Origin of the sequence: Cellulomonas sp. PSBB021 (genome assembly GCF_002240455.1) — a bacterium.
In the GTDB taxonomy this organism is placed as follows: domain Bacteria; phylum Actinomycetota; class Actinomycetes; order Actinomycetales; family Cellulomonadaceae; genus Cellulomonas; species Cellulomonas uda.
Map to the genome: position 1 here is coordinate 2822466 of NZ_CP021430.1, position 12279 is coordinate 2834744.

10 protein-coding genes are annotated in these 12279 nt (G+C 73.3%); 3 read left to right on the top strand and 7 right to left on the bottom strand.

Translation table 11 applies throughout. The annotated features are described in order from the left end of the window. Positions 1-117: 117 nt before the first annotated feature. Positions 118-804 carry an ABC transporter ATP-binding protein gene (locus CBP52_RS13080; RefSeq protein ID WP_094181324.1) on the top strand — a complete coding sequence of 229 codons (687 nt, stop codon included), beginning with the start codon at positions 118-120 and terminating at the stop codon, positions 802-804. Between the two features lie 36 nt (positions 805-840). Here CBP52_RS13080 and mnhG read toward each other — a convergent pair whose 3' ends face one another. From mnhG to CBP52_RS13110, 6 genes are read right to left on the bottom strand one after another with little or no spacing between them, the layout of a single operon-like run. Then, positions 841-1218, bottom strand: coding sequence for a monovalent cation/H(+) antiporter subunit G (gene mnhG, locus CBP52_RS13085; protein WP_094181325.1), 378 nt, complete (start codon positions 1216-1218; stop codon positions 841-843). Then, positions 1215-1610, bottom strand: a complete 396-nt coding sequence (locus CBP52_RS13090; protein ID WP_094181326.1) for a monovalent cation/H+ antiporter complex subunit F — start codon at positions 1608-1610, stop codon at positions 1215-1217. The genes mnhG and CBP52_RS13090 overlap by 4 nt, the downstream gene beginning before the upstream one ends. Continuing rightward, on the bottom strand, positions 1607-2173 hold the full coding sequence (locus CBP52_RS13095; RefSeq protein WP_094181327.1) for a Na+/H+ antiporter subunit E: 567 nt from the start codon (positions 2171-2173) through the stop codon (positions 1607-1609). The genes CBP52_RS13090 and CBP52_RS13095 overlap by 4 nt, the downstream gene beginning before the upstream one ends. Next, on the bottom strand, positions 2170-3759 hold the full coding sequence (locus CBP52_RS13100; RefSeq protein ID WP_094181328.1) for a Na+/H+ antiporter subunit D: 1590 nt from the start codon (positions 3757-3759) through the stop codon (positions 2170-2172). Before CBP52_RS13100 ends, CBP52_RS13095 begins: the two co-directional genes overlap by 4 nt. Then, entirely contained in the window at positions 3756-4256 is a 501-nt protein-coding gene (locus tag CBP52_RS13105; protein ID WP_094182377.1) for a Na(+)/H(+) antiporter subunit C, read from the bottom strand. Before CBP52_RS13105 ends, CBP52_RS13100 begins: the two co-directional genes overlap by 4 nt. Before the next feature lie 5 nt (positions 4257-4261). Beyond that, on the bottom strand, positions 4262-7294 hold the full coding sequence (locus CBP52_RS13110) for a Na+/H+ antiporter subunit A (RefSeq protein WP_094182378.1): 3033 nt from the start codon (positions 7292-7294) through the stop codon (positions 4262-4264). 189 nt (positions 7295-7483) lie between these two features. Here CBP52_RS13110 and CBP52_RS13115 point away from each other — a divergent pair, with 189 nt between their 5' ends. Next, on the top strand, positions 7484-9673 hold the full coding sequence (locus tag CBP52_RS13115; protein WP_094181329.1) for a (Fe-S)-binding protein: 2190 nt from the start codon (positions 7484-7486) through the stop codon (positions 9671-9673). 109 nt (positions 9674-9782) lie between these two features. Continuing rightward, a complete protein-coding gene (locus tag CBP52_RS13120) occupies positions 9783-10640 on the top strand; it encodes a TIR domain-containing protein (protein WP_094181330.1) in 858 nt (285 codons plus the stop codon). 498 nt (positions 10641-11138) lie between these two features. On the opposite strand, the gene CBP52_RS13125 is transcribed toward CBP52_RS13120, so the two are convergent. Further along, the gene (locus tag CBP52_RS13125) at positions 11139-12275 is read right to left on the bottom strand and encodes a hypothetical protein (RefSeq protein WP_094181331.1); all 1137 of its coding nucleotides are present in this window, start codon (positions 12273-12275) and stop codon (positions 11139-11141) included. Positions 12276-12279 lie beyond the last annotated feature (4 nt).

The following is a 12279-nucleotide window of genomic DNA, read 5'->3' on the forward strand; positions in this document are numbered from 1 at the left end:
AAATCTCCGCGCGTCGCCCGCCAAGATGCCACCCAAGCGGGTCGCCGGACCTCGGCACCCCGCGGCCGGCTCTCCCCACGATCCCCGGCCACCCCCGACGCAACGCTGCGAGGCGCCATGTCCGTGCTGTCCGCCTGCGACCTCGTCGCACGCACCGGATCCCCGGCCGAGCTGCGCGGTGCCCACCTCGAGGTCCACGACGGCGAGGCCGTCGCCCTGCTCGGGCCCGCCCGCTCCGGCACCACCACGATGCTCCAGGCGCTCGCCGGCCTCGTGCACCCCCTGCGCGGCCGCGTCCGCCTCGACGGCCGCGACCTCGCGACGCTGCGCCCGCACGAGCTCGCCGCCACGCGGCTGAGCGCGCTCGGCCTCGTCTTCCCCGACGACGACCTGCTCCCCGAGCTCACGCTCGTGCAGAACGTCGAGCTGCCCCTGCTGCGCATGGGCGTGCCCGGCACCGAGGCCCGCCAGCGCGCCGCGACCCTGCTCGGCCGGCTCTTCGTCGGTGCCGGTGCGGACCACCTGCCCGAGGCCGTCTCGTTCGGTCAGCGCCAGCGCGCCGCGGTCGCGCGCGCGCTCGTCCACCGCCCCCGCGTCGTGCTCGCCGAGGACCCGACCGCGGGCCTCGACTCGTGGCGCGCGCTCGCGCTGTTCGGGCTGCTCGTCGCCGTCGCGCGCGACTGCGGCACGGCGGTCGTCGTCGCGACGCAGGACCCGGAGCTCGCGTGCCTCGCCGACCGCGTGGTCGAGCTGCGCGACGGCCTGCTCGTCGAGCGTCCCGTGGCCCGCACCTACACGCGCTGACCGCTCGTCGTCGGCACCCCGACGACGAGGCGCGGCTCAGACGTCGTCGCGCGTGCGCGCCTCGCGCAGGTCGCGGGTCAGCTCGTCGGCCACCAGCAGGTCGTTGCGGACCTTGCCCGTCCGGTACCCCGCGCGTCCCACCATGTGCGCCGCGACGGGCGCCGTGAGCAGCCCGAACACCGCGACCAGCACGAGCGCCCACACGGCACCGCCCGAGCGCAGCCGCAGCCCGAGCCCGACGAGCACGAGGACGAGCCCCAGCACCTGCGGCTTGGTCCCGGCGTGCATCCGCGCGAGCAGGTCGGGGAACCGCAGCGCCCCCACCCCCGCCGCGAGCACGAGGAACGAGCCGCCCAGCAGCGCCACGACCGACACCACGTCCGCGAGGGTGTCCCAGCCCGAACCTGCGGTCATCGCACCTCTCCCTCCGCGCCGCCGCCGTGGTGCTCCTCGGGCTCCGCCGCGGGCCGCATCTCGGCCTCCTCGGCCTCGCGCCGGGCGGCCTCCTCGGCCGCGACCTCCTCGCGCGTGCGCACCCGGCCCTCACCCTCGGGCTCGACGGCCGCGAACCGCGCGACCGTCACCGATCCCACGAAGCCGACCAGCGACAGCACGACGAGCACGGGCACCACGTCGGTGCGCCGCTGCGCGGCCGCGTACAGCGCGAACGCCGCGATGACCGCGGTCACCGTGATGTCGAGCGCGATGGTCCGGTTCAGCATCGAGGGACCCCGCTCGGCCCGCACGATCGCGAGCGCCGCACCCACCGTGATCATGGCCGCGCAGACGAGCACCACCCACGTCATCCGCGCACCCCCGCCGTCTCGGGGGCCAGCAGACCCGCCGACCGGAGCTCGGCACGTGACGCGAACGCCCGCAGCACGCGCTCCTCCTGGTCGAGCACGGCCTGCCGCGCCGCCTCGATCCCGCCCGCCGCGCGCACGTCGAGCACGTGCAGGTACAGCCGGCCGGTGAGCCGGTGCGCCTCGACGACGAGCGAGCCGGGCACGAGCGAGCACAGCTCCGCGGTCATCGTCAGGTAGAGGTCCGAGTGGCTGCGCAGCTGCACGCCGATCACCGCGCCGTGCGGGGTGTACCGCGGGCGCAGGGCCAGGAACGCGACCTCGAACGACGCGCGCAGCAGGTCCCACGCGAACCGCGCGAACAGCCGGACCACGCCCCACGGGTGCACCGTGCCGTGGAAGTCGACCGACGCCATGCGCAGACCCAGCGTGACGAGCAGCGCGAGCGTGCCGCCCGCGACGACGTTCGCGGCGCTGAGGTCGCCCCACAGGAACACCCACACGACCGTCAGCCAGACGACCGTGCCCCAGGGCAGGCGGCGCGCGCGCCGCGGGTGCAGGCTCACGGCTCCGCCCCCGTCCGCGCGTCCTCGTCGGCGCCCTGGCGTCGCGCGTCCTCGTCGGCCACGTCCGCGGACTCGCCCTCGCCCCGCTCGCCGTCGGGCAGCACCGCGCGGATGTACGTGGTGCGCAGCGCGAACGCGTTGGCCGCGCGCTCGGTGTACGCGTACAGCGGCCCGGCCGCGAACGTCAGCCCGAGCCCGACGAGCACGAGCGCGGCGGTCGGTCCGACCATCCCGAACGGCAGGCGCCCCGGGCGGGGCTCGTCCTGCGGCGACTGCCAGAACGCCTTGTTCCACGCCTTGACCAGCGCGTACAGCGTGAGCAGCGACGTGACGACGGACCCGACCACGAGCAGGTACGCGAGCGGTGTGCCGGCGTCGACGCCGGCCTGCAGGAGCCCGAGCTTGCCGAGGAACCCCGACAGCGGTGGGATCCCCGCGAGGTTCATCGCGGGCACGAAGAACAGGATCGCGAGCACCGGGGCGAGCTTCGCCAGGCCGCCGAGCCGGGTCAGCGACGTGGACCCGCCCACCCGCTCGACGAGGCCGACGACGAGGAACAACGCGGTCTGCACGGTGATGTGGTGCGCCACGTAGTACACGGCCGCGGTCCACCCCGCCTCGGTGGACAGCGCGATGCCGAAGATCATGTAGCCGATGTGGCTGACGAGCGTGAACGACAGCAGACGTTTGATGTCGTCCTGCGCGACCGCGCCCAGGATCCCGACGACCATCGTCGCGAGCGCCGCCCACATGAGGACGTCGTCGAGCCTGCCGCCCGGGAACAGCAGCGTCTGCGTGCGGATGATCGCGTACACGCCGACCTTGGTGAGCAGGCCCGCGAACACCGCGGTGACCGGTGCGGGCGCGGTCGGGTACGAGTCCGGCAGCCAGGCCGAGAGCGGGAACACGGCCGCCTTGACCGCGAACGCGAGCAGCAGCAGCACCTGCAGCGTGAGGCGCACGTCCGGGTCGATGTGCGGCAGGCGCAGCGACAGCTGCGCGAGGTTGACGGTGCCCGTCGCGGCGTAGATCGCCGCGAGCGCGACGAGGAACAGCACCGACGACAGCAGCGCGACGACGACGTAGATGGTGCCCGCGCGGATCCGGTCGCGCGTGCCGCCGAGCGTGATGAGCACGAACGACGCCGCGAGCAGGATCTCGAAGCCGACGTAGATGTTGAACAGGTCGCCCGAGAGGAACGCGTTCGCGACGCCCGCCGCGAGCACGAGGAACGTCGGGTGGTAGATCGAGACGGGTGCGGACTCCTCGTCGTCGTCCCGGCCCTGCGCGAGCGAGTACAGCAGGACGCACAGCGTCACGGCCGACGAGATCGTCAGCATGAGCGACGAGAGCCGGTCGGCCACCAGGTTGATGCCCACGGGCGCGGCCCACCCGCCGACGTCGACCACGAGCGGGCCGTCGTCCGCGAGCACGAGCAGCGCGACGGACGCGAGGAGCACGAGCGCGAGCGCGGTCACCGAGACCACGGGCTGCACTCGCGGGCGGCGGTACATCGCGAGCGTCAGGCCCGCGCTGAACAGCGGGATGACGACCGGCAGCGGCACGATCCAGGTCCAGTCGGTCACGGTGTCACCCCCTGTTCGCGGCGCGGTTCCTGGCCGGGCGCGGCTCCCTCGTCGGTCTCGTCGCGGGCCTCCTCGGCCTCCTCGTCGAGCGACTGCGCGGTCGCCTCGGTGTCGGCGTCGGTGACCGCGCGTTCGTCGATCGCCGCGAGGCGCGCGATGCGCCGGTCCTCGACGTCGTCCTGCACCTCGTCGTGCCGCTGCAGCTGCCACGACCGGTACGCCATCGCGAGCAGGAACGCGGTCATGCCGAGCGTGATGACGATCGCGGTGAGGACCATCGCCTGCGGGAGCGGGTCGCTCATCTGCCCCTCGGCGGCCGTCCCCACGATCGGCGGCCGTCCCGCGCGGCCACCCGCGACGAGGAACAGCAGGTTCGCGCCGTTGCCGAGCAGGATCACGCCGATCAGGACGCGCGACAGCGACCGTTCGAGCAGCAGGTACACGCCCGCCGCGAACAGCACGCCGATCGCGACGACGAGCGTCAGGTTGGGGGTCATGTCGATCACCGGCGCTCACCCGCCTCGCTGAGCAGGTCCGTGCCCTCGGCGAACGCGGGGTCCTCGCCGGTCTCGGCCCGGCGGTCCAGCTCCGCGCCGAGCGAGCGCAGGATGTCCAGGACGAGCCCGACGACGACGAGGTACACGCCGATGTCGAAGAACAGGCTGGTCACCAGGTGCACGTGCCCGATCACCGGCACGTGGAAGTCGATGATCCAGGACCGCAGCACGGACCCGCCGACGACGAGCCCGACCAGCCCCACGCCCGCGGACAGGAACAGCCCGGTGCCGAGCAGCAGACCCGGCTGCACGGGCGCGGCCTCGCCGAGCTCGTACCGCCCGCCGGCGAGGTAGCGCACGATCAGCGCGATGCCCGTCACGAGGCCCGCGGCGAACCCGCCACCCGGTGCGTTGTGCCCGCTGAACAGCAGGAACACCGAGTAGACGACCATCGTGTGGAACAGCAGCCGCACGACGACCTCGAAGATCACCGACCGGCGCTGGGGCGCGAGCGTCGCGACCGCGCTCAGCCACACCCGGTTGGTCGCGGGCGCGTCGACCCGCGCCTGGTCGGTGCCGCGGCGCAGCGCGGCCATCGGGTCGGTGCCCGCCCACACCTTGTGCTCGTTGATGGCCTCCTTGGCGCGGAAGATCTGCCCCGTGCGGCGCGAGAGGAACACGAGCGACGCGACGCCCGTCGCGGCCACCAGCAGCACCGAGATCTCGCCCATGGTGTCCCACGCGCGGATGTCCACCAGCGTGACGTTGACGATGTTCTTGCCGCCGCCCCAGCTGACGGCCTCGTCGGCGAAGTGCTCGGTCACGGGCGCGTGCACGCGGGCCCACGGTGCGACGAGCGCGACACCCGCGACGGTCAGCCCGACCGCGAGGCCCAGCGCGAGCCGCAGCCAGCGCGACGCGGCGAGCGGCCGGTCGGAGAAGTACGGCGGGATGCGGCGCAGCACGAGCACGAACACGACGAGCGTGACGGTCTCGGTGAGCACCTGCGTGAGCGCGAGGTCCGGCGCACCCTGCAGCAGGAACAGGCCGGCGACGGCGTAGCCGCCGATGCCGAGCAGGATCACGGCCTTGAGCCGGCGGCGCGCCCGCGCGACGAGCACCGCGGACACGACCGCGGCCGCCGCGAACAGGACCTGCCCGGGGTGGTCCCACGCACGCACGGCCTGCGGCCACCGGCCGCCCGCGAGCAGGCTCGCGCCCACGCCGACGACGAACACGACCAGCACGATGCCGAGGTAGAGCGGCAGCGACCCGCGCTGCGTGGTCGCGGTGACGTCGGCCGCCACGTCGTCGAGGCGGCGCATCGAGCGTCGGTAGAGGTGGTCCGCGTCCGGGCCGCGGTAGGTGAGGCGGCTCTGCAGCACCTCGACGCGCTCGCGCACCGCGAACAGCGCGGCGCCCGAGCCGAGGATCACGAGCGTGAGGACGAACGTGGGTGTGAACCCGGCCCACAGCGCGAGGTGCCCCGGCTCGCCCGCGGGCAGCGTCGCCGCGTACGGCTGGAGCAGGTGCTCACCGAGGTGCGGCAGGAGCGCTGCGACGAGGCCGAGCAGCGCCAGGACCATCGCGGGCCACACGAGCAGCAGCGACGGGTGGGAGATCGCGGCGGGCTCGGCGTCCGGCTGGGTCGCGACCCGGCTCGTCGCACCCGGCCCACGCGCACCGTCCGCGTCCTTCGCGGCGGCGGCGGCCGCGAGCGCGGACTCGGGGATGACGGCCTTCTTCGTCGCGAACGCGCCCCACCACAGCCGCAACCCGTACGCGACCGTCAGGGCCGAGCCGATCGCGACGCTGACGAGCACCACCACGCCGACCGTGCCGTCCTCGAGGTGCTCGATCCCCTCGAGCCCGGCCTCCTTGGCGACGTACCCCGCGAACGGCGGCAGGCCGATCATGCTCGCGGTGCCGAGCGCGCCCGCGAGCGCCGTGAGCTTGAGCTCGCGCCCCACCCCGGACAGCCGCCGCAGGTCACGCGTGCCGGTCGCGGCGTCGACCACGCCGACGACGAGGAACAGCGTCGCCTTGAACATCGCGTGCGCGCCGAGCATCGCCAGGCCCGCGAGCGCGGTCGCCTGCGTGCCGAGCCCGACGAGCAGCGTGATGAGGCCGAGCTGCGAGACGGTGCCGAACGCGAGCACGAGCTTGAGGTCGTGCTGGCGCAGCGCGCGGTAGCCGCCCAGCAGGAGCGTGCCGCAGCCGAGCACGACGATCGTCCAGCGCCACAGCGTGTGGTGGGAGTACGCGGGCGCGAACCGTGCGACCAGGTACACCCCGGCCTTCACCATGGCCGCGGCGTGCAGGTACGCCGAGACGGGGGTGGGTGCGGCCATCGCGGCGGGCAGCCAGAAGTGGAACGGGATCAGCGCGGACTTCGTCGCGGCACCCGCGAGCAGGCACGCGATCGCCGCGGTGGCGACCGTGCCGCCCGGCGGGTCCGTGATCACCTCGCTCAGCCGGTACGTCCCCGCGGTCTCGCCCAGCAGGACCACGCCGACGAGCATCGCGAGCCCGCCCGCGGTGGTGATGACGATCGCCTGCATCGCGGCGCGACGGCTCGCCTTGCGGTCGCTGTAGTGCCCGATCAGCAGGTAGGAGGTGACCGTGGTCAGCTCCCAGAAGATGAACAGCAGGATCATGTCGTCGGACGTGACGAGCCCGAGCATCGCGCCGGCGAACGCGAGGAACATGCCGCCGAACCGGCCGAGCCCCTGCGCGGACGCCGAGAAGTACGCCGCGCAGTAGACGAGCACGAGCGCACCGACGCCGCCGACGACGAGCGTCATGAGCCAGGACAGCGTGTCGAGGCGGAACGTCAGCTCGAGCCCGAGCTGGCCGACCCACTCGACGCTCTCCACGGGCCCTTTGCCCGCCCGCACCTGCGACGTCCAGCTGAGCGCCCACACCGCGGCGGACGCCGGGGCGAGCGCGAGGGCCCAGAACGCCTTGCGACCCCACAGCCGGACGAGCGTGGGCGCGGCGAGGGCTGCTGCGAGGTGGATGACGAGCAGCAGCAGCACGCGGGCGGGCTCCGTCCTGTCGGGGCGCATCACCGCCGTCCGGATCGTTTCGGACGACGCCGTGCGTGGGCAGGGGATCGGTCAAGACTCTACCAACGCCTCGCCCCCGAGTGGCTGGCGGACGGCCGGGCAGCCGTGTGACATGGACCCTCCCCGCGCGCCCCGGGGGCGGTCGGTAGGTTGTGCGGCGTGAACGGGGTGCAGTGGGTGGGGGTCGTGGTCGTCGTGGTGGCGACCGTCGCCGGCGTGTGGTCGTTCGCGCGCGGGGTCACGACGATCGTGCGCACGGTGGGCGTGGGGCGGCCCGCACCGGGGCGCCTGGCGCCCGTCGGCACCCGCCTGGTGACCCTGGCGCGCGAGGTGCTCGGGCACGGGCGCTTCCAGCACCGGCCCGTGGTGCGCGCGGCGCACTGGGTCGTCATGGTCTCGTTCCCCGTCCTGTTCGTGACGGTCGCGACCGCGTACGTGCAGGTCGTCGACCCTTCCGGCGCGCTCCCGCTCGTCGGGCACCTGTGGCCGCTCGAGTGGGCGGTCGAGGCGCTCGCGTGGACGTCGCTCGTCGGGATCGTCGCGCTGTTCGTCCTGCGCCTGCGGATCCGGCCGCGCACCACGCAGCCGCTCGCCCAGCAGCGTCGCTCGCGGTTCTTCGGCTCGACGCAGTGGCAGGCGTTCTACGTCGAGGCCACGATCGCCGCGGTCGTCGTCGCCGTGATCGCGTTGCGCGGCCTGGAGTACGCGCTGCAGGCGGCGGCCGGCGAGGGCACGGCGAGCGCGCTGCACTTCCCGCTCACCGCCTGGCTCGGGCAGCTGTGGCAGGGCGCGTCGACGAGCGCGCTGGAGACCGCGGTCGTCGTGCTGGCCACCGTGAAGATCCTGGTCTCGATGGCGTGGCTCGTGGTCATCGGCCTGCAGCCGACCATGGGCGTCGCGTGGCACCGGTTCCTCGCGCTCGTCAACGTGTACGCGCGCCGCGAGCCCGACGGCACGCCCGCGCTCGGCCCGCTGCAGCCGCTCACGCTGGCCGACGGCACCCCGGTGGACCTCGCGGCCCTCGAGGACCTGCCCGACGACGCGCGCCTGGGCGTCGGCGCGATCGAGGACTTCACGTGGAAGGGCCTGCTCGACTTCTCGACGTGCACGGAGTGCGGCCGCTGCCAGGACCAGTGCCCCGCGTGGGCCACGGGCAAGCCGCTGTCCCCCAAGCTCGTGACGCTCGCACTGCGCGACCACGCCGCCGCGACCGCCCCGTACCTGCGCGCACCGGACGGCACGCGCACCACCGACGACGAGCACGCGGGCCTCGACCTCATCGGCACGGGCGTGATCGACCCCGACGCGCTGTGGGCGTGCACCTCGTGCGGCGCGTGCGTCCAGCAGTGCCCGGTGGACATCGAGCACGTCGACGCGATCGTCGACATGCGGCGCTACCAGGTGCTCATGGAGTCCGCGTTCCCCAAGGAGCTCGGCGGCACGTTCACCAAGCTCGAGCGCCAGGGCAACCCGTGGGGTCTGCCCGCCCGCGCACGCCTCGACTGGGCCAAGGGACTCGACTTCTCGGTGCCCGTCGTCGGGGCGGACGTCGAGTCCGCCGCGGACGTCGACTACCTGTTCTGGGTCGGGTGCGCCGGGGCGTACGAGGACCGCGCCAAGCGCACGACGAGGGCCGTGGTCGAGCTCCTGCACGCCGCGGGGGTGTCGTTCGCGGTGCTCGGCGACGGCGAGACCTGCACGGGCGACCCCGCCCGGCGCGCGGGCAACGAGCTGCTCTACCAGATGCTCGCCGCGCAGAACGTCGAGGTGCTCAACGAGGTGGGCGCGACGCGCATCGTCGTGACCTGCGCCCACTGCTTCAACACCATCAGCCGCGAGTACCCGCAGCTCGGCGGCCGGTACGAGGTCGTGCACCACACCGTGCTGCTGGACCGGCTCGTCTCCGACGGCCGCCTGACGCTGCTGCCCGCCGACGACGAGCGCACCGTGACCTACCACGACCCCTGCTTCCTGGGCCGGCACAACCAGGTCTACTCCCCGCCGCGCGAGCTGCTCGGGGCGATCCCCGGCGTCACCGTGGCGGAGATGCCGCGCTCCGGTGCGGACTCGTTCTGCTGCGGCGCGGGCGGCGCGCGCGTGTGGATGGAGGAGTCCATCGGCACGCGCATCTCGACCACCCGCGCGACCGAGGCGCTCGGCACCGGCGCGGACATCATCGCCACCGCGTGCCCCTACTGCACGGTCATGCTCACCGACGGCGTCGCCGCCGCCCGCGCCTCCGACGCGGGCTCGTCGTCGGGCGCGCAGTCCGGCACCCAGGTGGGCGTCCCGGAGGTCGCCGACATCGCCGTCCTCCTCCGCGACCGCCTCGCCGCCCCCGCGCCCTGAACACCTCTAGGTGTCAGCGGTGGCGACCGCTGACACGGCATGGCGTGCTCCGATCCTGTTTCGCCTGGCAACATTCACGGCGCGTGCTCTTGACGGCTAGTCTCACGCCGTGACGACGCTAGAGAAGGACTTCCCGCAGGCGAGATTCACGCCCGAAGTCGTGCGCGAGGCACTCGATAAGCTCGAGCATCTGGCGGCCGACTGGTCCGACCACAACGTCAACAAGACGAACTGGGACGAGCAGGACCGGAACGGGCCCTGGACCTCAGCCAGTCACCTGGCCGTGACACTCGCGAGCGGGGAGCGTTGGGTCCATGACTCACTCAGCGCGTTCTTTGCCGACGTACGAAAGCCAGCATCCACGGCCATCCTAGAAGCCACCTGTTGGTACACCCCGAAGTTCGGTCTCCGAGTTGATCTCGGAGAGTTCGCTTCCAGCGTTCTCGTAAGGGCCCCCGAAGTCGACACCGTCCTTGAACTGATGGAGGTGTTCGATTCGCACGCCTCAGACTGCGCAGTGCCGAAACCTCCGCTCGTCGAACCGCCCGCCCCTCGCGTATTCATCGGGCACGGGGGTAGCAGCAAACAGTGGATGGATCTGCAAAACCATCTCGAGCACCTCCACTCCTACTCCGTGGAGGCATTCGAGACCGGCGCCAGGGCCGGACACCACATCCGGGATGTCCTTGAGAGGATGCTCGATGTGTCGAGCCTTGCGCTGCTCGTGTTGACCGCGGAGGACGAACAGGCTGACGGGGCAATGCGCGCCAGACAGAACGTTGTCCACGAGGCCGGCCTTTTTCAGGGGCGCTTGGGGTATAGCCGAGCCATCTTGCTCATTGAGGATGGTGTCGAGGAGTTCTCGAACGCGGCGGGCGTACAGCACATACCTTTCCCCCGCGGCCAGATTCGCGCGGCCTTCGGAGATGTTCTTGCCGTCCTACGGCGTGAGTTTGGGCGGCCATAAGCCTGTCAGCCAGCCACCCGGGAACCGAGCTAGGCGGTTCGGCGCGGGGGCGTCGGCCGCGCCCGACATCCGGCACGCCGAGGTCAGGCAGGTGGCGGGGCGCGAGCCGCTCGGCGCGCGCTCGTCGACGGCGGCGCGAGCGCTCGTGGCGCGCAGGCAGGCGAGCCCGCGGGTCGCGCGGTGCGCGCTCTGCTGGTCCGCGGTTCATCCTGTCCTCGGGTCGGCCCCATTCCATCCCGGCACCGTCCACTCTCCGGTCACCAGATCCGCCATGCGGACGGCAAAGCCGCAGTTCGGCCGGACCCCCACGGACCACCCCGCGTACCGCAACCGAGGTCCCGCCCCCTTCCGCGACCCCGCCCTTCCTCCGGCTCCGACGGCCCGCACCCGGAGCAACCACGGTCTCGGCGGACGCACCATCCGCGAGCCCGCGACTGCTCCCGGTATGGCCGGTAGGAGCCGGAGGAAGTGCGGGGTCGGTGAGGGTGGAGACCGGGGTCAGAGGTCGTCGGGGGCGATGAGGAAGTCGTCCTCGTCGGCGATCTCGCCGCCGACCGCCGCGTGCAGCGCGCGGGCGATCGCCTGGACCACCGGGGCGCTGCGGGTGCGGGCGACGCGGTGCTCGAACGACGGCTTCTCGAGCTCGAGCTCCTCGACGAGCATCGGCTCCCAGCGCACGCGGTACGCCACCACGCCCTGCTCGGTCCACGGCAGCCCCTGGAGCAGCGGCGGCAGCGCGGTCTCCTCGGACGCCTCGACGGCGACCATCCCGTCCACGCCGAGCTCGACGAGCACGCCGTACGACTCGGCGGCGGGCGGCGCGGCCAGCATGAGCTCGTCGAACGCGGCGGCCTCCTGCGCGAGGCGCCGACGCTCGTCGGGGTCCAGGACCCCGTGCTCGAGGAGCGCGTCGCGCAGCCCGGACCCGCCCGGCTCGGGCATGCCGGCCAGGGTGTGCCGCTCGGCGCGTCCGGCTCCCGCCATGGGACCGGACCACTCGCTCGTCGGGACCGACAGCCGCGCCCGCGGCGCGGCGCGCTGGACCACGGCGAGCGCCTCGTCGGGCTCGACCCACCGGTCGGAGAACACGGTGAGGTCGATCGCGGACTCCATGTCGGGCTGCAGGACCACACCGTTCTGGCCGGTGCGCACGGCACCGCCGAGCCGCCGCGCGGCGGCGACGAGCCACAGCAGGACGCGCTCCTCCTCGCGGTTCGGGTAACCGTCCGGGAACGCGCGCTTGAGCCCGTGCCGGTCGCCACCGGGTGCGGGCCGGACGCCGCGGTCGCGGGGGCACGCGACGTCGAACGCGGTGACGGTCGTGACGGGCAGGCCGAGCGCGACCGCGTCGGCCTGCGTGACGGTGTACGGGCCGGTCAGCGTGGAGTGCCGGTTGAGCCGCAGGACGCGCGCCTGCGGCCGGGCGGCGCCGATGCGGATGCCGAGCGCGGCGGTCAGGGGCCGGGCGCGCTGGCCGGTCGGGTCCGCGTCGGGCTCCTCCCAGCGCGCGTTGAGGAACCTGCTGGCGGCCAGCACCTCGACCTCGTCGGGCTCGACGCCCTCGGGCAGCGCGAGCAGGTGGCGTCCGCGCAGGCCCTCGTCGGACAGGGGAAGACGCGGCAGGTCACGCGTCATCGCG